This is a genomic window from Clostridium sp. CM027 (genome assembly GCF_024730565.1).
Taxonomy (GTDB): Bacteria; Bacillota; Clostridia; order Clostridiales; family Clostridiaceae; genus Clostridium_AD; species Clostridium_AD estertheticum_B.
Genome location: NZ_CP077725.1, coordinates 3603710 through 3628434, shown reverse-complemented (window position 1 = coordinate 3628434; position 24725 = coordinate 3603710). Strand labels below are relative to the sequence as shown.

Annotated in this window: 24 protein-coding genes and 1 other annotated feature; of the genes, 11 read left to right on the top strand and 13 right to left on the bottom strand. The window is 30.9% G+C overall.

The features are described 5' to 3' along the window. Positions 1-14: 14 nt before the first annotated feature. Positions 15-240, bottom strand: a binding site (T-box leader). Between the two features lie 173 nt (positions 241-413). From KTC92_RS17275 to KTC92_RS17250, 6 genes are all read left to right on the top strand, one after another. Beyond that, complete coding sequence (locus tag KTC92_RS17275) at positions 414-1436, top strand: ABC transporter substrate-binding protein (RefSeq protein ID WP_220287396.1); 1023 nt, start codon at positions 414-416, stop codon at positions 1434-1436. 348 nt (positions 1437-1784) lie between these two features. Beyond that, positions 1785-2378, top strand: coding sequence for a hypothetical protein (locus KTC92_RS17270; RefSeq protein WP_216303288.1), 594 nt, complete (start codon positions 1785-1787; stop codon positions 2376-2378). Positions 2379-2491: 113 nt separating this feature from the next. Continuing rightward, positions 2492-3175: a helix-turn-helix domain-containing protein gene (locus KTC92_RS17265; protein WP_258280590.1), complete on the top strand. Its 684-nt coding sequence runs from the start codon at positions 2492-2494 to the stop codon at positions 3173-3175. Further along, complete coding sequence (locus tag KTC92_RS17260) at positions 3115-4068, top strand: IS3 family transposase (protein ID WP_216304646.1); 954 nt, start codon at positions 3115-3117, stop codon at positions 4066-4068. Before KTC92_RS17265 ends, KTC92_RS17260 begins: the two co-directional genes overlap by 61 nt. Before the next feature lie 237 nt (positions 4069-4305). After that, positions 4306-4518, top strand: a complete 213-nt coding sequence (locus KTC92_RS17255; protein ID WP_216302022.1) for a helix-turn-helix transcriptional regulator — start codon at positions 4306-4308, stop codon at positions 4516-4518. Between the two features lie 2 nt (positions 4519-4520). Then, positions 4521-4919, top strand: a complete 399-nt coding sequence (locus tag KTC92_RS17250; RefSeq protein ID WP_216302021.1) for a hypothetical protein — start codon at positions 4521-4523, stop codon at positions 4917-4919. Between the two features lie 292 nt (positions 4920-5211). Here the strand turns inward: KTC92_RS17250 and KTC92_RS17245 are convergent, their stop codons facing one another. The 4 genes from KTC92_RS17245 to KTC92_RS17230 all read right to left on the bottom strand — a co-directional run bounded on the left by KTC92_RS17245 (position 5212) and on the right by KTC92_RS17230 (position 11513). Next, positions 5212-5679, bottom strand: coding sequence for a hypothetical protein (locus KTC92_RS17245; RefSeq protein ID WP_216302020.1), 468 nt, complete (start codon positions 5677-5679; stop codon positions 5212-5214). Between the two features lies 1 nt (position 5680). Continuing rightward, positions 5681-6226, bottom strand: a complete 546-nt coding sequence (locus KTC92_RS17240; RefSeq protein WP_220286031.1) for a PadR family transcriptional regulator — start codon at positions 6224-6226, stop codon at positions 5681-5683. Positions 6227-6499: 273 nt separating this feature from the next. Beyond that, positions 6500-6682, bottom strand: a complete 183-nt coding sequence (locus KTC92_RS17235) for a hypothetical protein (protein WP_216302018.1) — start codon at positions 6680-6682, stop codon at positions 6500-6502. Positions 6683-7232: 550 nt separating this feature from the next. Continuing rightward, positions 7233-11513 (bottom strand): 2-hydroxyacyl-CoA dehydratase, encoded by a 4281-nt coding sequence (locus KTC92_RS17230; RefSeq protein ID WP_220286032.1) that lies wholly within the window; start codon positions 11511-11513, stop codon positions 7233-7235. A gap of 624 nt (positions 11514-12137) precedes the next feature. Between KTC92_RS17230 and KTC92_RS17225 the strand changes: the two genes are divergently transcribed. From KTC92_RS17225 to KTC92_RS17215, 3 genes are all read left to right on the top strand, one after another. Beyond that, a complete protein-coding gene (locus KTC92_RS17225) occupies positions 12138-12881 on the top strand; it encodes an ABC transporter ATP-binding protein (protein WP_258875978.1) in 744 nt (247 codons plus the stop codon). Further along, positions 12865-13665 carry an ABC transporter permease gene (locus tag KTC92_RS17220; protein ID WP_216302015.1) on the top strand — a complete coding sequence of 267 codons (801 nt, stop codon included), beginning with the start codon at positions 12865-12867 and terminating at the stop codon, positions 13663-13665. The genes KTC92_RS17225 and KTC92_RS17220 overlap by 17 nt, the downstream gene beginning before the upstream one ends. Before the next feature lie 92 nt (positions 13666-13757). Further along, positions 13758-14114: a tetratricopeptide repeat protein gene (locus KTC92_RS17215; protein ID WP_216302014.1), complete on the top strand. Its 357-nt coding sequence runs from the start codon at positions 13758-13760 to the stop codon at positions 14112-14114. A 19-nt stretch (positions 14115-14133) separates the two neighbouring features. Here KTC92_RS17215 and KTC92_RS17210 read toward each other — a convergent pair whose 3' ends face one another. The 3 genes from KTC92_RS17210 to KTC92_RS17200 are packed head-to-tail and all read right to left on the bottom strand — an operon-like array spanning position 14134 to position 17430. Beyond that, the gene (locus KTC92_RS17210; RefSeq protein WP_258280638.1) at positions 14134-15339 is read right to left on the bottom strand and encodes a transglutaminase domain-containing protein; all 1206 of its coding nucleotides are present in this window, start codon (positions 15337-15339) and stop codon (positions 14134-14136) included. Then, positions 15293-16177 carry a recombination regulator RecX gene (gene recX / locus KTC92_RS17205; protein ID WP_258280637.1) on the bottom strand — a complete coding sequence of 295 codons (885 nt, stop codon included), beginning with the start codon at positions 16175-16177 and terminating at the stop codon, positions 15293-15295. Before recX ends, KTC92_RS17210 begins: the two co-directional genes overlap by 47 nt. A gap of 2 nt (positions 16178-16179) precedes the next feature. Continuing rightward, positions 16180-17430 carry a pitrilysin family protein gene (locus KTC92_RS17200; RefSeq protein WP_216302012.1) on the bottom strand — a complete coding sequence of 417 codons (1251 nt, stop codon included), beginning with the start codon at positions 17428-17430 and terminating at the stop codon, positions 16180-16182. A 287-nt stretch (positions 17431-17717) separates the two neighbouring features. Here KTC92_RS17200 and KTC92_RS17195 point away from each other — a divergent pair, with 287 nt between their 5' ends. Both KTC92_RS17195 and KTC92_RS17190 read left to right on the top strand, forming a co-directional pair. Next, positions 17718-18242, top strand: a complete 525-nt coding sequence (locus KTC92_RS17195; protein WP_187351392.1) for a QueT transporter family protein — start codon at positions 17718-17720, stop codon at positions 18240-18242. A 121-nt stretch (positions 18243-18363) separates the two neighbouring features. Then, positions 18364-19935: a DEAD/DEAH box helicase gene (locus KTC92_RS17190; protein ID WP_216302048.1), complete on the top strand. Its 1572-nt coding sequence runs from the start codon at positions 18364-18366 to the stop codon at positions 19933-19935. A gap of 310 nt (positions 19936-20245) precedes the next feature. Here KTC92_RS17190 and KTC92_RS17185 read toward each other — a convergent pair whose 3' ends face one another. From KTC92_RS17185 to KTC92_RS17160, 6 genes are all read right to left on the bottom strand, one after another. Then, on the bottom strand, positions 20246-20947 hold the full coding sequence (locus KTC92_RS17185; RefSeq protein WP_165411724.1) for an MgtC/SapB family protein: 702 nt from the start codon (positions 20945-20947) through the stop codon (positions 20246-20248). 27 nt (positions 20948-20974) lie between these two features. After that, positions 20975-21466, bottom strand: coding sequence for a UPF0158 family protein (locus KTC92_RS17180; protein ID WP_220286034.1), 492 nt, complete (start codon positions 21464-21466; stop codon positions 20975-20977). Between the two features lie 110 nt (positions 21467-21576). Continuing rightward, entirely contained in the window at positions 21577-21819 is a 243-nt protein-coding gene (locus KTC92_RS17175) for a DUF1292 domain-containing protein (protein ID WP_216302010.1), read from the bottom strand. Between the two features lie 135 nt (positions 21820-21954). After that, positions 21955-22944, bottom strand: a complete 990-nt coding sequence (locus KTC92_RS17170; RefSeq protein ID WP_216302009.1) for a biotin--[acetyl-CoA-carboxylase] ligase — start codon at positions 22942-22944, stop codon at positions 21955-21957. A gap of 47 nt (positions 22945-22991) precedes the next feature. Then, positions 22992-23861 carry a radical SAM protein gene (locus KTC92_RS17165; protein WP_220286035.1) on the bottom strand — a complete coding sequence of 290 codons (870 nt, stop codon included), beginning with the start codon at positions 23859-23861 and terminating at the stop codon, positions 22992-22994. A 147-nt stretch (positions 23862-24008) separates the two neighbouring features. Then, entirely contained in the window at positions 24009-24638 is a 630-nt protein-coding gene (locus KTC92_RS17160; protein ID WP_216302007.1) for an HD domain-containing protein, read from the bottom strand. Between the last annotated feature and the right edge of the window lie 87 nt (positions 24639-24725).

Sequence of the window (24725 nt, the reverse complement as noted above, 5' to 3'; positions counted from 1 at the left end):
AGAGCCTTCGTCTATAAAAGGACGAAAAGCTCGCGGTACCACCTTTTTTCCTACAATTTTGCAGGCTCTTTAAAATTTAACGATTAAGAAAACCGTCTTTGCCATCTACTCATAATTACATGAATTGGCAAAGAAGCTCCGAAGCTACCTTCAAGGTTTTTCATATAGAAGATCTTACAGCCTCTGGATCTTCCTCTCTTAATATTATTTTCCCCTACTCCTCTTCATCTACGCTTTTGAATGTTTTATGAAATTATTATCTAGTTGTTCAATTATTATTCACTTGTCTTTCATTTATTGTATACCTCTTAATTTACATATGTCAAGGTATTTCATTTTTGAATTTAAAATGTCACATCTACACGCTCTTTCATATTATATAATTATAGCAACTATATAATATGGAGGTATCTATGAAGCTTAAAAAAATTTCGATTTTTTCCCTGTTTCTTTCTTTCGCCTTGATAACCACCTTATTTTCCGGCTGTAAAAAGAAACCTAGTGATGCTTTAGTAAAAGTAAAATTAAGTGAAGTAGTTCGTTCTATTTTCTATGCCCCTATGTATGCAGCTATTTCTCAAGGCTTCTTTAAAGAAGAGGGTATTGAAATCAACCTTTCAACTGGGCAGGGAGCGGACAAAACTATGCAGCAGGTATTAAGCAAATCTGTAGATATAGGTTTCTGTGGACCTGAGCAAGTTATTTACATCTATAATCAACACCGAGAAGACTATCCTGTTATTTTTGCACAATTAACACAAAAAGATGGATCTTTCTTAGTAGGCAGAAATGCTGAAGCGAATTTCAAATGGGAATCCTTAAAGGGTAAAACTGTAATAGGAGGAAGACCTGGCGGCGTACCTGAAATGGCTTTTGAGTATGTCTTAAAAAATCATGGTATTAAACCAGTTATTGATATAAATCTTGTTACAAACCTCGCTTTCACAGCTACGTCCGGTGCTTTCAAGGGCGGAGCAGGTAATTATGTTACTCTTTTTGAACCTAGTGCTAGTATGATGAAAAAAGATAATTCTGGACATATTGTAGCCTCCATCGGAGCGTCCGCTGGAACCATACCTTATACATGTTTTTTTTCCACAAAATCTTATATAGAAAAAAATCCAGAAATGGTTCAAAAATTCACTAATGCAATATATAAAGGTCAAAAATGGGTAAGTAGTCATTCCGATAAAGAAGTAATGACTTCAATTAAATCTTATTTCCCTGGCGCAGATGAGGCTGTTCTTACTTCATCCATTAAAAACTATAGAGATATAAATGCTTTTGCGCCGAACCCAATATTAAAATCAGATGACTTAACAAAGCTTATGGATATAATACAATCTTATAACGCAGCGTTAATTCCCGAAAGACCATCTTTTAATAAAATCGTCAACAATTCCTTTAGCGACAAAGCCGTAAAAGACTTAAAATAAAAAGTAAAAAAGTATACATTACTATTAATGCATTCACTTCGCTAAGAACTACTAATTTTATTTTTAATTAATTTGCTAAAAAACATAAACTCGCTGTCGCTCAAACATATGTTTTTCGTAACGCATCTTAATTAAACATAAAATAAGAATTTCCAAATGAAAACTCAACCTCAATTATCAACTCTCAACTATAAAAAAGGCTATGTTTAAATTTAATGTTGATAATTAACATTTTCTGAATATTCGGATATAATAAGACTATATAAAGTATTCCGCAGATTTTATTATGGCAAGCTTAACGGTAAGCAATTTATATATAATAAAGGGGGAATAATCCTGAAAAAAATAATGAAATTATTCAGTCTACTATTTTTAATAACTATAGCTTTTACTGGATGTAAAAGTTCAGATGAAAACAATGCACAAAAAGTTGCTCAAGAACTTGGAAGAAATCTCTACACGGTAAATACAGAAAAAGTTGCTGAGTATAAGAAACTTCTTAGGGAAGGTAAAAAAATGGATATAGCAAGTGGAAATCCCACAAATACTGATGGAGTTATACCACATACACAGGAATATATCAAAATTATACAGTCCCTTGATAAAAATTTACTACCTTTAATGACAGCAAAGGGGTATGAAACTATTGCGGGACATTACAATATTGTGGCTACAAAGTTCTGTAATGACAATAATTATACTTTACATGTTACAGACTTTATCTTAGATAAAAATTTGTATGGTGAGAAAGAAGATAAAGCTGGATATTATTATGAAGCTAAATTGAAGTTTATTTCTACTAATGGGAAGGCTGAACGAACTGATACAGCAAAAGGATATATAGGGCTTTTAAACGAAAATGGTAAGTGGAAGGTATTTGTTTACAAATCAGAAGCAGACCCAAAATTGTATATTGAGCTAATGAAAAAAATTAAAAAATAAATGATAATATTAATATATAAATTAAGGGAAGTCCCAAATAAAATTGATATGCTCCCCTTATGGTAGACAGTTAAAATAATAAAACTGTTTACTATAAGGAGGGCTATTTTTTTATGGGAAGAAAATCAACTATATCAGACCAACAAAAAATTAAGGCTGTAACATCATATTTAAATGGAAAAGCTAGTATGTTAAGTTTATGCAACAAACTTCAAGTACATAAGAGTTCTTTTCAAAAATGGGTAATACGATATAAATCAGAAGGTGAAGCTGGGTTAAAACATTCTAGCAAAAATACTTCTTATACTGCCAAAATCAAGATTAACATTGTAAAAGAATATCTTGATGGGCATGGCTCACTGAATGATTTATGCATTAAGTATCATATTTCGTCAAATACAGTTTTATGCAATTGGATAAAGAAGTATAATGGTCATGAAAACATAAAATCTTCTGGAACAGGAGGAAAAATAATCATGACCAAAGGACGCAAAACTTCTTATATTGAACGCATTGAAATCATAAAGTACTGTATTGAAAACAATAACAGTTATAATAAAACTGTTGAAAAATATAAGGTATCTTATCCTCAGATTTATACCTGGATGAAGAAGTATAATCAGTTTGGTATTGAAGGGCTTTTGGACCGACGTGGAAAGCCAAAGGCTGAAGAGTTAATGACAGAAGATGAAAAGCTAAAAGCTCAATACAAGCTTTTAGAAGCACAAAATAGAAGATTACGGATGGAGAATGCTCTTCTAAAAAAAATCCAAGAGATAGAAAGAAGGCGATATTAAGCGAAGCTAGATACGAAGATACTTATCTTGCAATCCAAGAATTATCTAACAAAGATAAATTTCCTATAACTGAGTTGTGCATTATAGGCGGCGTTAGCCATTCTGCATATTATAAATGGCTACACAGAGAAAAAAGTAACCGAGTATTGAAAAACGAAGAATTATTAAAGCTTATTTGTGAGTTATATGAGGAAAAAGACGGTATCTTAGGCTATCGCCAGATGACGATTAAAATCCGTAGAGAATATAATAAAAAAGTTAATTATAAACGAATTTATCGTCTGATGCAGATATTAGGATTAAAATCCGTATGCAGAAAAAAAAGATATAATTATATTAAGTCAACTCCTGAAGTTACTGCAGAAAATATTTTGGATAGAAATTTTAAAGCAGAACAAGTCAATAAAAAATGGCTTACAGATGTAACCGAGTTTAAATATGGGAGAAGTGGACAAAAGGCTTATCTAAGTGCAATATTTGATTTAGGTGATAGAAGTATTGTTTCATATGTCATTGGTCATTCTAATAATAACCAATTGGTTTATCAAACCTTTAATCTTGCTGTTAAAGTATACCCTGATGCTAAACCAATATTTCATAGTGACCGAGGTTTCCAGTATACTTCAAAAATATTTAAAGAAAAACTAAAAAAAGCTGGAATGATACAGAGCATGTCGAGGGTTGGGCATTGTATTGATAATGGTCCAATGGAAGGATTTTGGGGAATCTTAAAAACAGAAATGTATTATCTTCATAAATTTGAAGACTATGAAAGCTTAAAGAAATCGATTGAAGACTATATAGAATATTATAATAATAGACGTTATCAAAAACGTTTAAAGTGCATGACACCAATGGAATATCAGCGATATCTATTAGGTAATGCAGCATAAATAAAGCGCCTACCAAATGATAGACGCCTTACATAAAATCTTTAATTATTTCCACTGTCTACTTGACAGGGGGCAGTTCAAATGGCTTCCCTCTTTAATTGTTATTTTAATATACCCTATTATACCATTTTTCTAAGATATAGAGATATATTTAGTGTAAATATATCTTTACACTCAGTAATATTTTCTTTATAATATAAGTAAAGATATCTTTACTTATTGATTGGAGGGCTACAAATGAGGGTGATAAATCATATTCGTGAAATTCGTCAAGAAAAGATGATAACACAAGTTAAAATGGCAGAAGATTTACAAGTTACGAGGCAAACTATAAATGCAATTGAGAAAAATAAATATAATCCCAGTTTGGAGTTAGCACTAAAATTAATACAGTATTTTGATGTGCCAATTGAGGAATTATTTTATTTAGGAAAATCAAAGGGGGAATAACTATGAAAAATAAAAAATTGCAAATCTTTGGTTGGGTGTTTATCATGTTATGTATGATGATAGGTGGTTTTTGGGGTATGTATATTTTTGGTGAAGACCCTATTGAATATGTTATGCCTATTATAGGTGGGTTAGCATTCGGAAATATCATAACTTTGATTTTATATAAGTGGAATAAAAAAAGAAATGGTAATATTCCAGATGCTGATGAACGAACTCTGCTACTTTTGAAACGTTATCTTATGATTGTACTTTACGTTGTTCTTTTGGGTAGTGGGGCTATTTTACTTATTCTATATTCAATGGGTGTTCATTCTATTGAAACTGGTATGTTGATCGTATATATGATGGTATTATATATATTAATTGGGGTTGGTGCTGTTATAACAAAATGGTTATAAATCAGATAATTAATTCATTCCATAAAAAAAGTTATCCACAAATAAGGTAAGTACGGTTGTTTTGCTAAAATTCAAAGGCCTATTTTAAAATTTAGGCCGGTTCTTCGTTTTCCATAATGTACCATTTATCTTTTTAACCGTAAATGTTATTTGTATATCTTTTGAACCACCTACAGATTTATTTTGCGAATCAAATATATAAACTGAATAAATCATTTTCACATAAACTATAAATCTATAAGTATACAATATAATAAACTATGATTTGAATAACTGAGGTTTTATTGTTATATTAATATGATGAATAATAATCTATATAAGTAATTATAGTATGTGCTATCCCAAAAATCGTTAGTGGTACAATAGCAAATAGATTGTGAAGCCATATTTCTGCTAAAATGAAATAAATTACAGGAAAAACAGCCATTGATATAATCATAATAAAATTAGTACCTATTGTAAAATATGCTATCCAAAATCCATAGTATGATAATAATATTATTAACATAAAAATTGTATATCCACATAATATTGGAGAAACTTTCTTACTGACCCCAAATATCAAAAGTGCAAAAAATATCGTTTGACTGCCATGCTCAATAATATCTAATAAGAGATGTTTATTGGTTACTACCGTCGAACCATTTGGATCCTTCAATATAAAAAAGAGAATATTCGGTAGCATAGGTAATATAAAGACTATTAACCCTTTCCATGAGAATCCTATGTTATTTTGTAAAATCTCCATTACTTTATCCATATTATTCTCCCTTCTCCAAATGTTCTAAGATTTCCTTACTCCAATCAATATATAACTTTGCCTGACGTATGCCTAGATTTAATACATAAAGTATATGCTTATGATTATTATGTATTTCTATGTCTCTATTTAACTGCACATCAAACAAATTAAATAATTCCAACTTTTGTTCTGATTGTTCTTTAAACCGAATAATATGTTTTCGCATTTCCTCCACATTTTTCTCATTTGATAAAAACATTTTTAAAAGGAATTCACTTCTAGAAGTGTCTTTTTCATTATCTGCTTCCATCCATTGCCTTATCTCTTTTTCCCCTTCGGGAGTCACTTTATATCTTATTTTTTCACGTTTTATTTTTCCGTTTGATTCGTTGTTAGAAAACTCAATTAATCCTTCTTCTGTCATCTTTCTAAGTTCTGGATATATTTGCCCAAAACTCTCCTGCCAGAAGAATGACATTCGTATATCTATAATTTTTTTCATTTCATATCCGCTTAGCTCTTCTTCCTGAAGAAGTCCAAGTAATACATACCTTGTTTTTTTCACTTATGTCCTCCCCTTTATTTCACTTGTTAAAATCAATTTTCTAATATTTTGTCTTTTCATAGTTGATCCCCCATTATTATATCTTTAAGATATGTATCTTTTAGTTATATATCTTAAAGATATAATAATACGAAAATTTGAGTATGTCAATTCTAATAAACAAAATAAATTTATTAATGGTGCACTTCTATATGAGAAAATACTTGTTAAAATTAAGATTTAATACAATATAACTACACTTAGATATAGTTATAACAAAACGCTATGATAAAATCATTGCGTTTTATTTGAATGGCACTCATCCTTATTTTCTAAAAATCCTCCTGCAATGCTTACTAGTTCATTCTCAAGATCTTTTTCAATTTGTGAATTATGCAAAAATATTACCTTAATAAAATTACTTCTTTCAAACTCTTCTTCCTCTTCTATTCTTTTTAATTCTGGAAAATCATCCAATGTTCATTTTCTTCTGAAATCTGCAATTAACATATAGGAAATAATTTCACCGTAAAAGTCATCTTTTAGCGTATATGCTTCAAAGTTATTTAATTTTATTGGTTTCATTTTTTCCTCCAAATAATAAATTATAATTCTACACAAAATGTATTATAAATCAGATAATTAATTCATTCCAAAAAAAAGAAGGTATTACCCCTCTCTTATATTCCATATTCTTTTATGTGTCTATATCAATAAATTCCATACTTTTTCATCATAATACATTGTGTGGAATATGATGATTTGAATATTTTTTCTTGGATTATGCTAACAAAAGTATATATTGCGTAAAATGCATTTGAACTAGCCTTAGTGATTCTTAATTTATTTTAATTACAGATGGGTGAAGAAAAATATATGTTTGAGCGTAAGCGAGTTTGTATTTTTTAGCAACTGTAAATAAAATAGATTTTAGAATTACTTCGCGATGTGAAATCACTTAGCAATATATACTTTTCGTTGTAGCATAATTTAAGAAAAAACTTGTAATTAACAATTCATTAGATTTTTAATCTGTTTTTTTATCACTAGCTACTTCTTGGTGCGCAATTTTAACTTCTTCCTCACTCTTAAGGTTTTTAAAAGCAATGGACATCATAAGCTTTATTCTATTAATTTGATTTACTTCACTTGCACCCGGGTCATAATCTATAGCGGTTATATTAGAGCCTGGATACCTCCGCTTTAATTCTTTAATCATTCCTTTACCTGTTACATGATTTGGAAGACAAGCAAAAGGTTGCATACACACTATGTTTCTTGTTCCACTTTCAATAAGCTCAACCATTTCAGCAGTAAGAAACCATCCTTCACCTGCCTGATTACCTAGTGATAAAATAGGTGATGCTCCTTTCGCTAATTCCTGTATAGTTTTAGGTGCGTGAAATCTTTTACTACTTTCTAAAGCTGATTTCATACATTTTCTGAAACCTTCTATATATCGAATCGCTATGTTACTTAGTACTTTATCAGTCCTACTCTTACCCAAATACTTATATTTAAAGTCAGCATCATATGCACAGTATAAGAAAAAGTCCGTTAAATCCGGCATAACTGCCTCCCCACCTTCATTTTCAATAACATCTATAATATTATTGTTAGCTGTAGGATGGAACTTAACTAAAATCTCTCCTACTAGACCTATCTGAGGTTTCGAAATGTTTTTGATTTCTAGATTGTCAAAATCAGCTACTATAGAGGATATATTATTATTAAACTCGCGACTATTACCTTTTGTCACGGCTTCTTTACATATTTTCACCCATTTTTCATAAAGTAAATTAGCTGAGCCTAGTATCTTCTCATAAGGTCTAACCTTGTATAGTACCCTCATAAACAAATCTCCGTACACTAAAGCCATTATCGATTTTTTAACCATTGGATATGTGAATTTTAAACCCGGATTTTTCTCAAGACCAGCAGCATTTAAGGATATTACTGGAATCTTTGGAAACCCCGCTTCCTTCAAGGCTTTCCTAAGGAATCCAATATAATTTGTAGCTCTACATCCTCCACAGGTTTGAGAAATTATAACGGAGGTATTATCTATTTCATATCTACCTGATTTTAAAGCAGCAATTATTTGTCCTACTACAATTATTGTTGGATAACAAGCGTCATTATTTACATATTTTAAGCCTTCATCTACAGCTTTAGTATCTACCGAAGGTAAAATTTCTAAATTGTATCCTGATGAATTAAAAGCTTCCTGTACAAATTGAAAATGCACCGGAGACATTTGTGGGCATAAAATCGTGTGATTTTTTCTCATTTCCTTGGTGAAAATAATTCTACTGTTGATTTCCTCAGTTTTACTCGGCAAAGTTCCGTTCTTGTCTCTTTCATCGAGGGCGGCTTTTAAGGATCTAATTCTAATTCTAGCAGCTCCCAAGTTATTTCCCTCATCAATTTTTAAGCTTGTATATATCTTGCCGCTATTTTCTAAAATTTCTCCAACTTGGTCCGTGGTAACTGCATCAAGTCCACACCCAAAAGAATTTAGCTGAATAAGCTCAATATTGGGCTCTTTTGCTACAAAACTCGCCGCTGCGTATAACCTAGAATGATATACCCATTGATCTACTATTTTTAAAGGTCTTTCAACAACACCTAGATGAGCTACAGAATCCTCTGTAAGCACGGGCATATCAAATCCCGTAATTAAACTTGGGATTCCATGATTAATTTCTGGGTCTATATGATAAGGTCTCCCTGCCAAAACAATACCCCTTTTTCCGGTCCTCCTAATATATTGTACGACTTCCGCACCTTTACTTTGAATATCCAATTTTACCTTTTCAGTTTCGATCCATGCCTTTTTAACCGCCATAGCAACTTCTCTTTTATCAATTCCAAAACTCGCTAGCTCACCCGCTAATCTATCAATTATTTTTTTCTTATTATCTAAAGAAATAAAAGGATTCAGGAACTTAATATCTCGTTCCTTCAAAATATCCATATTATTTTTTATTACCTCAGGATATGAAGTTACTATAGGACAGTTATAATGATTATCCGCGCCTGATTGCTCCTTTTTTTCATATGGAATACAAGGATAGAATATAGTGTCTACCCCCTTATTTATAAGACTCATTATATGCCCATGTGCTATTTTAGCCGGATAGCAAGCAGATTCTGAGGGAATAGTTGCAATTCCCATTTCATATACCTGTTTAGAAGATCTTTGGGATACTTCTACCCTGAATCCTAAATTGGTAAAGAAGGTAAACCAAAATGGATAATTTTCATATATGTTAAGTACTCTTGGAATGCCTATTACACCCCTAAATGCCTCTTCCTTCTTTAATGGAGTATAATCAAATATTCTTTTATACTTATAGTCATAGAGATTAGGAACCTCTTCTTTTTTACTGCTTTTTCCTAATGCTTTTTCACAGCGATTACCAGTTATAAATTCCCTTTCATTATCAAATTTATTAATTGTAAGAACGCATTGATTTGCGCATTGCTTGCATCTACCCATTGAAGTTTCTACATTAAAACTATCCAATTGTTCGAGTGATAACAATGTAGAAATTTTGCCTTTTACTGCTCTTTCCTTTGCAATAAGTGCGGCACCAAATGCACCCATTAGTCCTGCAATATCTGGCCTAACCGCCTCTCGTCCTGAAATAATTTCAAAAGCCCTAAGTACTGAATTGTTATAAAATGTTCCGCCTTGAACTATTATTTTCTTACCCATGTCCTTTGGGTCTCTTATCTTAATAACTTTAAGCAGTGCATTTTTTATTACCGAATAAGAAAGTCCTGATGATATATCCCCTATAGAGGCGCCTTCCTTCTGAGCCTGTTTAACCCTTGAATTCATAAACACAGTACATCTTGAACCTAAGTCCACTGGGCTTTTAGCAGACAAGGCTACATTTGCAAAATCTGATATTTGCATATCTAAAGAATTAGCAAAAGTTTCTATAAAAGAACCACAACCAGAAGAACATGCTTCATTTAGCATTATACTATCGATTACCCCATCTTTTATTTTTAAACACTTCATGTCTTGCCCGCCAATGTCTAATATAAAGTCTACTCCTGGCAAAAAGAATTTTGCTGCCTTGTAATGAGCTATAGTTTCAATTTCTCCAATGTCCACTTTTAATGCAGCCATTATTAGCCTTTCACCATAACCTGTTACCGCTGAATTTTTGATGATTACTTCACTCGGTAAAATAGTGTATATATGTTTTAATATTTTACTAACTACAGTCAATGGATTGCCTTCATTACTTCCATAGTAAGAGTATAAAATTGCGCCTTCCTCATCTATAAGTGTAACTTTGGTAGTTGTAGATCCAGCATCTATTCCCAAAAAACAATTCCCCGTGTAATCCGCTAATTCTTTTCTTGCTGCCTTATATTTGCTCTGTCTTTTGTTAAATACTTGTAGCTCCGCATCATCTATAAATAAAGGCCTAAGTCTTCGAACATCGAGGCTCGATACTTCCTTTAACTTTGGAAGCTGCCTCTTTAGTTCTTCAAAAGAAATAATGCCCTCATTCTTTGATGACATAGCAGCCCCTAGCGCAACAAATAACTGAGAATCCTTAGGAAAAATAACTTGATCCTCTGAGAGCTTTAATGTCTCAATAAACCTTTGTCGTAGTTCAGACAAGAAATATAATGGCCCACCTAAAAATGCAACATTTCCCGTAATCGGTCTACCGCAAGCAAGTCCACTAATAGTTTGATTAACTACTGATTGAAAAACTGACACAGCAATATCTTCTTTCGCAGCACCTTCATTTAATAAGGGTTGAATATCAGTTTTAGCAAAAACTCCGCATCTAGCTGCAATTGGGTATATAGTTTTATACTTCTTCGCAAGTTCATTAAGTCCCGCTGCATCCGTTTGAAGCAGTGATGCCATCTGATCAATAAATGCGCCAGTACCACCAGCGCAAGTACCATTCATTCTTTGGTCTATTCCTCCATCAAAATATATAATCTTTGCATCTTCTCCACCTAGTTCAATAGCCACATTAGTTCTTGGGATAATATTTTCTATAGCATAAGTACTGGCAACTACTTCTTGAATAAATGTGATATTGAGCCATTTAGATAAGGCTAGTCCACCAGACCCCGTTACCACTATAGTTATATCGCATTCACTGAATGCATTATAAGCCTCATATAAAAGCTCGGCTATTGTACTTTTTATATCAGAAAAATGCCTTTGATACTTACTATATATTATTTTTTCTTGATTATTTAACACTACTATTTTAACAGTGGTAGATCCTACATCTAATCCAACATGTAATATTTTTTTCATAATTATCTTCTCTTTCCCCGCAAGTCTGGATTTATTTGTGTTTTTTGACCCTAATATTTTATTATATATGTTAATGCAGTTGGATTCAATCTCCATTTTTTTAAAATAACCTAATATTTCAGTAAATAGCCTATTTATTATATATCTTTATTCTTCAAAAACCGAATTTATTCCCTCTGCTACAGATACTTATAATATTTTTTCTATTAATTTCATGTTATTGATAAAATTTGTAATTATTAATTGTATTTGTATAAAATTAAAACATAAGTATATAAAATTATAACTCAATAACCATAATATTTTCAACCTATTTTTTCTTTATTATAGTATGTACATCCCTATCTATTTATTATGGTATTTATATTCCTATTTATATAAGTGGGTGGCTTTCCTCCTGAAATATTGTTAATCATCATCTGCGATGCTGCAATATTAACGACTTCAGAAGGCGTTTTATATTTCTACTTAACTCTTATTTTTATTATAGATGTATATTCCTACTTAAGTAAGTGGGTGACCCTTCTGAAATGTCGTTAACAATACATTATCTACCCTCATATACTAAACTATAACTCTCAAGGGGATGACAAAGTGATTAAAGTAGAAATTAATAATATATGCATGAATTATCACTCTTTAACTGCAGAAACTCCTGCTTTAAAGCATATCTCATTTAGTGTAGAAGAAGGTCACTTTTTAAGTATTGTAGGCCCTTCTGGCTGTGGTAAATCTACGCTGTTAAATATAATAGCAGGCTTAATTACTCCGTCATATGGCGAAATAGTAATTAAAAGTCACGATAATAGCTCAAGCCTTTCAAAAATTGGATATATGTTTCAAAAGGATCAATTATTCGACTGGTTAACCATATGGGACAATGTACTTTTGGGTCTCAAAATTAACCACCGTATTACAGATGACAATAAGGAAATGGTAAAAAATATTTTAATAAGCTATAACCTCTGGGAATTTAGAAATCATCATCCTAGAGAATTATCCGGAGGCATGCGCCAAAGAGTTGCTTTAATTCGCACCCTAGCTTTAAGCCCCGAAGTCCTTCTTTTAGATGAGCCTTTCTCAGCTTTAGACTACCAAACTAGATTAAACATTAGTGATGAAGTTTATGAAATTATAAAAAAAGAAAAAAAGACTACTATAATGGTAACTCATGATATTTCTGAAGCTATCGCTATGTCAGATGAAATTATTATCCTTTCAAATCGACCTGCTGTAATCGTTAAAGAGATGAATATTGAATTTGGAGAAGATTTCCCTTGTCCTCTCAAGCGTCGAGAAGCTCCAAATTTCAGAGTTTACTTCAATGAAATTTGGAAGGAGTTGAATAGCAATGCTGATTCAAAGTGATGAGCAAAAGAATTATATCAAAAATGTAAAAAGAGAGAAATACACTATTATTTTCACAAGGATAATAATACTAATTGTTTTTTTTAGCCTTTGGGAAATAGCTGGCAGACTTAAATGGATTGATTCCTTTTTAACAAGCACACCGTCAAAAATGTATAATTCCTTTATACAAATATATAATGAAGGTACACTGCTAACTCATATATCAGTAACATGTTTTGAAACAATAACAGGTTTTTTACTTGGAACCATATTAGGGGCCTTAATTGCAGTCTTATTGTGGTGGTCCGATTTTGTTTCAAAAGTTTTGGATCCATACTTAATAGTATTAAATGCCTTGCCTAAAGTAGCTCTTGCACCTATTATTATATTTTGGGTAGGCAACGGGGTAAAGGCAATAATAGTAATCGCGCTTTTAATATCAATAGTTGTAACCATAATTAGCATACTAAGCGGTTTTAGAGAAGTGGATGAAGATAAAATTAAACTTTTAAAAACCTTCGGAGCTTCTAAATACCAAATATTAATTAATCTAATTATTCCTTCATCTATTGGAGCTTTTATTTCTGCACTTAAGATCAATGTAGGCCTCTCATGGGTGGGCGTAATTATGGGTGAGTTCTTAGTGGCTAAAGAAGGTTTAGGATTTTTAATAATCTATGGTGGTCAAGTTTCCCAACTAGATATGGTAATGATGAGCATAGTAATACTTTCTATCTTAGCTTATCTTATGTATGAAATGGTTGCACTTTTCGAAAAAAAAGTGGTTAATAAAAACAAATAAAATTCCACTTAAATGAATACATTTTAAAACCCTTGGACAGTATTTAGAATAACAAATTTATAATTCTTCGGAGAATTACAAGGAGGATAATAATGGAATACTTTCAAAAAGCTAACGAAATATACAATACTAAAGATTATAATAGAGCAATAATTCTCTATAAAAAATCCGCAGAAATGAAAGATAATGAGGCTGGTTCACTTTATAATACCGCAGTATGTTTTATTCACTTAAAAAAATACGAAAAGGCAATACCTTTATTGCATGCTGCTATAAGCCTGCGCCGTGAAAGCAAATATTTTTTCAACTTAGCTTACTGCTATGCTATGTGTGTTAACAAGCAAAAAGCATTATATTATTTCAATACAGCTTGGTCATTAAATAATGAAGATACAGATTGCGAAAAAGCCATTAATTTATTATTAAAAAGCTATAGAATAGCTCCCTAAAACTTAGGTAGCTATTCTATTACCATTCTCCAGCTATATTCTCTCCTTTATGGTCTATATCAAATCTTTTACTATCATAATAATCCCCACCAATTAAAAATGTTGGATCTACATTAATCCAGGTGTTTTCTTCCTCTATATATACTTGATTCCAAGCATGGCTAACCCAATTACTTCCGTTGAATCCTTGGCCTGTTATAATTCTCACCTTTATATTATTAGCTCTGCACATAGCTACATATAGACATGCATAATCAAAACATATACCACTTTTAGAGTTAAAAGTTGGGATGGCACCAGATTTCGCTTCTAAATCGTTATTTAATACTCTATTTGCTTTTTCATCGCTATAAGCTACTTCACTACCTACCCATTTATAAATAACCCTTGCTTTCTCCCTTGTACCACTTTTACCTTCAGCCAGGGTAATTGCAAACTTATTAATTTCATCATTAGACTTAACCCCTTGATCCAGAGTAATACCATTATAATAAATTATACCTTTTGGCTTGTTTTGTAAATTAGGTTCTAAAGTAGAAGCCTCTTTTACTACAATTTTAAAAGAGTTATCTACAACATTCGGAAGCTTTTTTGCAAGCTTTGAATTAGTCAATGGAATAACTACCTCTTTGGATATATAATTATATATTTGTGATTCTTCCAAATACTTATTATATGTATCAGTTATATTAAGAAGTGATAGAAAATTAAATATGAAAGTAATAACAATTACATAACATATTGCTTTAGGCAACTGAAATACTGCACCTATAATTCTATTAAATAAAACACTTTTTTGCCTTACTTTGCGCTCTATGCTATCAAATAAAGGATAAAAAGTAATGTGAGAAATAATACTAATTACAAAATTTATAACACTATAAATTATTAATATCACTATTGGCATTATTAATATATAAATCACTAATGGTTTGCTATTAATAAACCCTATAACATTCATTGGTATACTTTTATATATTTTCTCATACATACCTTCATTGTGCTGAATAAGCACTTTTTTCGTATAATAAATACCTAGACATAAAGAAAGCAAAAAAGATATACTTTGAAAAACTCCCTCAATGCCACCTTTTAAATGCTCCGATGAGAATTTATATATAAACCCTTTAATTATTGGGTATATAAACAATAACAGTAAAATTAAGCTTACGGGCTCTTTAAACACTCCTATCACCGCTTTCATTAACAATATCTTCTGTGCCATTAATTAAATCTTTTAATACTTTTTTAATTTGATCCCACTGGAATCCTCTTCTTAAAAGATAGTCTCCTAGCTTTTTATATAGCTTTATTTTGTGCGATTCTGACTTGATTAATATGCTGTATCTTTTACTAGCTAACTCGTATAATTTATCATAATCTTCTTGATAAGTATCTTCGGAGGGCGCATTATCGCATGATTCCTCTCCTTTGTCATTTTCAGTTATCTTAGCCAAAACCTCTTTAATTATTTCGTAATCATATCCACTGCGAGCTAAATAGTCTGATGTTTTTTTATAAAGTTTTTTTGTATCCTTCTCACTCTTAGATATTGTAACGATTTTTTTTTCGCCTAATTTCAAAGCTGTTTCGAGCTGTTGCTCATTAGTTATCTTATTAAGTTCTTCTTTAATTAATTCTTTTGGAAGAGATTTTTTTAATAAATCAAACTTTATTTTATTTTTACCACTAGACCTGATTTTTTCTTTTATAAATAATTCAACAAACCGCTTATCATCAATAAAATCATACCGCTTTAAAAACTCCAGTACTCTATCTATAGTTTTAGTATCAAATTCCTTTATCGTTAATTTATCAACTACTTGTTTAGCCGATTTATTGCTTCTCTCCAAAAAGTGAAGTGCGCAGGTTTTCCCCTTAATATAATTATCTTCACTAGCTATATCTTCTAAATTCTGTTTGTCCATAACTCTGCCTTTTGTAATATTATGGATATATATAAGTTCTGCATCACAAGCAAATGCATATTCGCCATCCATATAGATGTTAACTCTCCGCTTATTTTTTTTTTGTATTTCAATTTTTGTTATAATACTACTCAATTTTACACTCTCTTTTCTGGTAAAAATATGTGAATTGTTGGCTCCTGCAATACTTTTCTTGAAATATTATATAGGTCTTCACTTTTAATATTCTCCATGTTATCCATATCATCAGTAAACTGATATATATCTTCATCGTCCATAGCTTGATGTATTACATAACTTCCAAGGTCTGTTGAGTCCTCTAAGGTTGAAGCTATAGCAGTTTTCATTATTTTTTTCATCAAGGCTATCGTATTATCGTCAAAAACTATTTTTTTACTTTCAATATCTTTAATAGCAGTATCTATTACATCGATTGCTTCCTCTACATTTTCTTCTGACACCGATGTATAAATATATAATATTTTAACGTTATTTGAAGTATCTAAATGAGTGTAAACATCATATGACAATCCTCTTTCTTCTCGAAGTTCTCTAAATAATATAGAATTAGAACTTTCTCCAAATTTATAGTTTAATATTCTAAGTGCTAATTCCTCATCTTTAGATAGTCCATTAAAGGTATATAAATACAGTATAGTGCATTGCTCAATTTCTTTTTTATATGAGATTTTTTTTATAGACTTATGATGTTCAAAAGTTATTTTTTTCTTTTCAAATTTCCTCTTTGTCCAATCACCAAAATATTTGTTAACCATGTTTATTATATCCTCATGTTCAAACGACGATACAATAGATATGAATGAATTATTAGGCAAGTAATATTTGTTATAAAAATCAACAAGTTGCTTTCTTGTAACTTTTTTTATAATATTTTCGCTACCAATAGTATCTTCTCTAAGTGGACTATATTTAAAAGCAATTTCATTAATTCTCTTAAAGCTTAAATCTTCAATGTCATCATTAATCGTTCTAATTTCAGCGAGTATTACACCCCTTTCCTTTTCAATTTCATCAATTGGAAAGGTTGAATTTAATAGCATATCTCCGAGAAGTGTTAACGAGTTCTCTAATTCTTCATTTAAAATTGTAGCAGTATATACTGTACAATTAAAATCCGTGTATGCATTATATTCCCCACCTAAATTTTCTAGATTGCTGTTTAGTTCTTCGTTAGTTCTACCCTCAGTTCCTTTAAAAAGCATGTGTTCTATAAAATGTGCTATTCCCTTTTCATTTTTTTCTTCAAAAAGAGAACCTATGTTTACTCCAACATGAACTGCTGAAATTTGACTATCCTTTTTAATAGTAATAAGTTTAATACCATTACTTAATTGTGTTTGTTTTGTATTAAAAATTTCTTTACTCATCATATTCTCCTTTAACCAAAAACTATGTTATTAAATCATCACCTGCGAAGCTGTAATACTAACTTCAAAAAACAAATTCATATATATTTTAACTATATCATACTTTTAACTATTTTAGACCATAATTTCAACGTATTTAAAACTAGAATTAATCCCCTACAACCTCAGAAAATCTGAAAGCCCTATTGACTAATTGCGAAATATGGAGTAAAATAAAGATTCGAGTCAAATACTCATAGACAGTTCGTAACCATCCTGTCTTAAAATAAAACTACGGAGGCACAAAAATGAATATTAAATTAAATGAAGGAACTATGTCTGTAAAAATAAGAAAGATCGTTTTTGCAGCAATGGTGGCTGCTATTTATGTAGCCTTAACTCTAAGCTTATCGTTTTTCAGCTTTGGAGTTATTCAATATCGTATCGCTGAAGGACTTACTATTTTACCTTATTTTGCATCCTTTTCTATTCCTGGGCTGCTAATTGGTTGTATAGTTTCTAATATTATAAGTCCACTAGGTATTATGGATATGGTTTTCGGTTCCCTTGCAACGCTTATAGCTGCGATTTCAACTTACTATATTGGTAAAAGCAAACTTAAATTCAAAAGAATACTTGCTCCATTACCGGCTGTAGTAGTTAATGCCATTATTATAGGCATACTGTTAAAGCTTTTATATGTTAATGACATGCCCCTTATAGTTTGTATGCTGCAAGTTGCATGGGGAGAATTAGTCTGCTGTTATGGAATTGGATTGCCTCTTATTTATGTTATTGAGAAGAACTCAATTTTGAGGAATTTTTTTAAATAATTATAAAAAAGCAATTTGAATTTGCTTTTTTGATTTAATATTTATTATTTTGTATATATTTTTGTAATAATAAGATGTATTTGATACTTTATGAGAAGAAAGAGGAATTTTAATGAACAAAATTGACAAACTTAAATTTGATGAACTAGGACTAAGCGAATCCGTACTCCACGCTATACAAGATCTAAAATTTGAATATCCATCTGATATTCAAGCAAAAGCTATTCCAGTTGTACTAGATGGCTTTGATATTATAGGTCAAGCTCAAACAGGAACTGGTAAAACATTAGCCTTTGGTGCACCTATTTTAAGCCTAATGGAAAGACCAAATGGAAAAGTTCAAGCAATAATAATGTCTCCAACAAGAGAACTTGCTGTCCAAGTTGCTGAAGAACTTTCACGTATTGCAAGACATGAAAGAATTAAAATATTACCAATCTATGGTGGCCAATCTATTGATAGACAAATATCCGCTTTAAAAAGAGGAGTAGATATTGTAGTTGGAACTCCAGGAAGATTATTAGATCATATTAGAAAAGGCACTTTAAAACTCGCTAATGCTAAGTTTCTTGTTTTAGATGAAGCTGACGAAATGTTAAACATGGGCTTTATTGAAGATATTGAAAGCATTATAAGTAATTTAAGTGAAGATAGACAGACTTTACTTTTCTCAGCTACTATGCCAAGAGCTATTAAAATATTGTCAAAAAAATATATGCATCCTGAAACAAAGCTTATTGCAATAGAAAAGAAATCTTTGACTGTTTCTAAGATTGAACAATATTATTATGAAGTAAACCCAAAAAATAAATTTGAATCATTATGTAGAATTCTTGACGTTGATGCTCCTAAGACTTGTATACTATTCTGTAAAACTAAGAAGGGTGTAGATGAATTAGTTGATGCATTACAACCTAGAGGTTATACAGTAGAAGGTATGCACGGAGACATGAAACAAAGTCAAAGAATGAATACTCTTAAAAAATTCAAAGATGGTAATCTGAATTTCTTAATTGCAACAGATGTAGCTGCAAGAGGAATCGACGTTGAAAATGTTACTCATGTAATAAACTATGATTTACCACAAGATAGCGAATCATATATACATAGAATTGGTAGAACAGGTAGAGCTGGTAAAGAAGGCACAGCTTATAGTCTTATTACAAGACGAGAAGCATCTGCTATAAGACAAATTGAACGTGATACTAAAAGTATCATCGCTAAAAAAACTGTACCTACTATAACAGATATATTCGCTGCAAAATCAGAAACTATTTTAGATTCTATAAAATTAGTTCTAAAAGAAAATTTATATGAAAACTTTCTTCCACTAGGACAAAATCTTATAAAAGAATTTGGTGATGAAGATGTAGCTGCTTCCCTAATCAAAATTATTTTTGATAAAGAAGTTAACTATAACTATGCAGATGATGCTACAACTACAACTACAGATAATGTTAGACTATTCTTATCTATAGGAAGAATGGATGAAGTTATGACTAAAGATATTATATCTTTCCTATGCGAGACTGCTAACATTAATAAAAATGAACTTGGCCGCATTGATATTTTAGATAAATTTTCTTTCTTAGATGTTCCTGCGAACTTAGTAGATTCTATTCTAAACAATAGTTCAGGTAAGAAATTAAATAGTAGAAAAGTAAATATTGAAGTAGCTAAATCTAGAAGATAGATTTGTTAAATCAAAAGAGCACTTATTAATAAGTGCTCTTTTTTCGCGTATATTTACTTTTAACGGCATTTCAGAAGGAAAGTCTCCCACTTCTATAAATTGGAGTATAAATCACCTTCTGAAGTCATTAATATTTCAGCTCCGCAGGCGATGATTTGATTATTTTATCGTCTCTTTTAACATACAATATAAATGGGGTGATAATAATGAATAAATTTAAAAAACTTATTTACACATTGATTTTTATCTTGTTAATTGAGATTTCGCTAATATATGTAATTTGTAAATAAGTACACTTATTATTTTTCTCTTATAATATAGTTGCTTTGTATATTTCTTCAAAAGCACATAGTTTTTGCACAATCCCACTGCTCTTTATATGTCTGGGTGCTAAAATTGTATACATTGTTGTGCTGTAATCTGGATTTTCATCTTCCTCATCAATTGAAAAATCTATATTTTTAACTTTTATGCCCATACCATCAAAGTACTGTTCTAATTTTTCCACCATGTTTTTCTTGTTAACGTATTGAATTTCTATTTTAAGAATATTAATGTTTTTAAATAACTTAGCTTCAAAAGTCTTAAGAAATACTAATACTATAAAAACAAATATAGTTGATAATATACTTAAAGTATAATAACCTTGACCAACTGCAAGTCCAATACATGCCACAGTCCATAAACTTGCTGCAGTAGTAAGTCCTTTTACTGATCCCTTCTCATGTATAATAGTCCCTGCCCCTAAGAATCCTACTCCCGATATAACTTGCGCCCCAAGTCTTCCAATATCTGCTTTCATGACATTTTGGAGTTCTGGGTGCCGCAGTATCATATTAGTTGTTTCTTGAATTGAATATAATTGTATCATTGAGGTAACTGCCGCGCCTAGACATACTAATATATGAGTTCTAAAACCAGCTGGTCTATTCTTATATTCTCTCTCATATCCAATTAAGCCACCAACTAAAACTGCAAGCGCGAGCCTTATTGCTACTTCATATACTAACATATATATACCTCCAACAAATAGGTTGCTTTAATTTAAATACTTTAATTCAATACCAATTGACATTAACCATGTTCTAACAAATTCTTCTATGCATTTATCTTCATATTCATACCATCCATCTGTTGCATTTGGTTTATCCATTAGAATATGTTTAAAACTTTTTATAGGTTCTTCACTTATTAGTGCCCTTTTTAATTCTAGCTTTAAATCTGAATTACTAATTATACTATTAACATATTTTTTCATTGCACTTATATAAAAGTCTTCATCTATTAGAGGAGTGCTTAAATATCTATTAACCTCATCTTCGCTAATAAGTATAGCGGTGATGACAAATTCTTTTAACCACTTATCAAATGTATCTTCTTTTAAAGTCCCATTTTCTAATGCTACACTTACTTCTGTAGGAATATATATAACCTCACCAGTAGCTGTGTCTAGAAAGCTTTTCCCTAAATTGTCATCAACATGCGAAATTGTTTCTATAAGTGCTTCCATATTAATTTCTACTAAATTCAAAATTTCACCTCCTCCAGTTACTACAATAATTTTTAATATCTAAAAAAATTATAAATTTATAGTAAAAACCCAATAAACCTTACCGATTTATTGGGTTATTGGTCTACTATTTATTCCTCAAAAGATGAATCATATTCTTCTAAAACTCTTTCAAATTCTTCTTCATCTTCTACTGCAATATATTGCTCTTTACCATCAACCACTTCTATTTTATAGACAAAAGCATCATCTTCTTCTCCTATAGGAGCTAATAAAGCATATTTATTTTCATCTAACTCAATAATTTCGATTAATTCAAAATCAACCTTTGCTCCATCTTCATCTAACATTGTTATAATTTTATTTTCTTCCATGTCTATTCTCCTTTCAACCTTAATAACCACATTATACCGTTAATCTAGCTATACTGTCTATATAAAAATATAGATTAAATAACATTTCAAAAGGAAATTATCCTACATTATCCCTTAAACATATGAAACATCAGTTTATTTACTATATCCGGAAATTCCTCTTATAGAAACTTCTCCTGAAACAATATATTCTACTATCCCTTTGTAATTTTCAATTACTAATTCTCCTTGATCACTTATATCTATTGCCTTAGCTGTTGTTACTTTTCCTCTATTAATCAATTGGATTTCTTTACCTATAAGCATGGAATTTTTTCTGCAAATCTGTATAGTTTCTTCTATATTTCCATTTTGGACAAAATCACTATATAGCTCCTCAAAAATGTTTAATATGTTGGCAAGCAAAAGCTTCCTCTCCATGTATTTACCACTCGCAAGCTTTATAGACGTAGCCACATCTTTTAGATCAATTGGTATATCTTCTTTTTCCAAATTTACATTTATACCAATTCCCATAACTAGATAATTAATATGATCTACTTCACCACTCATTTCTGTTAATATACCACATACTTTTTTACCATCAAATACTATATCGTTAGGCCACTTAATACTAGTTTTAATTCCCATTTTCATAATAGCTTTTTGAACTGCTGCTGCCCCAAGTAGGGTTATTTGTGATATATTTTCTGTGTTAATATTTGGTCTAAGTATTATGGACATCCATATGCCCTTGTGCTTTGGAGATACCCAATTTCGTCCGAGCCTTCCACGTCCTAATGTTTGTTCTTCACTTATTATAACTGTGCCGTGATCTTGCTTTGTCTCCGCAAGCTCTTTAGCTTTAGAGTTAGTTGACCCTATAGAATCATAATGAATAATATTTCTACCTATGTATTTTGTACTTAAAAAATTTTTAATTTCCTCAAATGTAAGTATATCCGGTGAGGAAATTATTCTATAACCCTTTCTTGAAATTGCTTCAACTTCGTAGCCATCCTCTTTAATTATATTTATATGTTTCCAAATAGCTGCACGGCTAACGCCTAAATCTTCACTAATTTTTTGACCAGACACAAAATTATTTCCACTGTCCTTAAGTAGCCTAATGATTTTTTCCTTCATAACATCCACACCCTTTTTTGTTTTACCAAATTCTGAGGAAAGTCGTTTTATAGTCTTCTGTATTCCTCTTGCCTATACCTATATTTTCCTTTCAGTACAAGGTCAATGTCTCCCACTAACTGATTCTTATCTTGTGGCAATGTTCCAGAAAGTGCCATATAATTTGAAGCATGATTGCTTCTGAAAACACAGTTAGCAACTTCTACATTTTTAAGGAACTCTCTCATCTCATACATTATTTGTTCTGGCGTTAATATATGAAAAGTCCCGTTCTGTACATCCTCATATATAGGGGTTCCCCTCTCTAACATTAAAGTTAAAAATCCTACATAATCTGGGTTTATAGCGCTTATAAGTTTAGCCGATTCTATTGCATGTTCACTTATTTTTTCTGTGCCACCTATTCCTGAAATCAAGGTAGTGGATAACTTTATCCCACTTTCTTTAACCTTGCAGCCTGCAATAATCATTTCCTCAGCAGTTACGCCCTTATTTATACTTTTTAATATTTCATTACTTCCAGATTCAACACCTAGATACACAATCCCAACGCCAAGATCCTTAAGCTGCCTAAGATCCGCTAAAGATTTTCTCAAAATATCACTAGGAGCAGCATAAATCCCTACTCTTTCACACTGAGGGAACAATTCTCTTATTTTTAATAAAATCAATTTCAATTTATTAGTTTCAATAACTAAAGCATCTCCATCTGCTAGAAATATCTTTTTAACTACCCTATATGTTGATTTAGCATGCTGTAAATCAACCATAATATCTTTTAAATCACGTATTCTAAACTTCTTATCTTTGTACATATTGCAAAAGCTGCACGCATTATGTGAACATCCGATTGTAACTTGCAGTATAAGACTGTAGGCCTCACTTGGTGGTCTGTATACTGTTCCTTCATACCTCACTGTAATCATCTCCAAACTTCGTAAATTCAATGAATTTTATTTGTTGCATACTTTATTAGTATATCATAGGTTTTTCCATAAAAATAAATCCTTTTTATACTATACTCGTTAAACTCACAAAGTAATTTAGTGCTTAATCTATGTAAATTATTTTGAGCGCGATAAATACTCTTCACAAGTGCGAATAAAAGATTTAATATTTTCTTTCTCCTCTTTAACTTTATCCTCACTGATTTCCCCTCTACCAAGTCTATCACACTGTGATAATAAGGCAATTTCTTTAAAAGATATTTCTTGCGACATGTTTTTCATATCCCCAAAAGGTAATTTTTTGTTTACAAAAAGAGTTTGCATATGCCATCTAACTAAAGCTGAAACTTGATTAATTAATTCGACCTCATCTGTAAGCGCTTCAAGAAATTTTATGCTAAGATCTTCACCAACCTTGTCATGGTCATAAGACGTTATTTTTCCTTTCCTGATTTTTGTAGTAGGTGCTTTCCCTAAATCATGTAATAATGCCCCCCACATAAACGCTCTAGGACATTCACTTTTCTCCTTTACTTTTGCTGCATTATCCACAACTAACATTGTGTGAATCCATACATTTCCTTCTGGGTGATACTGTGGAGATTGGGGAATATCTACTAAACGACTTAACAATGTATATGGATATTCATTAAAGATGATCTTATTATTTATTATTTTATCGAAATATATAGACGGCTTATCATCTTCCATTAAATGCCTCTCAAATTCTTCAAACATTTTTATCATATATTAAGTCCTTTCTATCTATTATTGATATTTTTTTATTTACATCACATTTTGTTATTATAACAAAAAGAGCAAGCTAACCTTTAT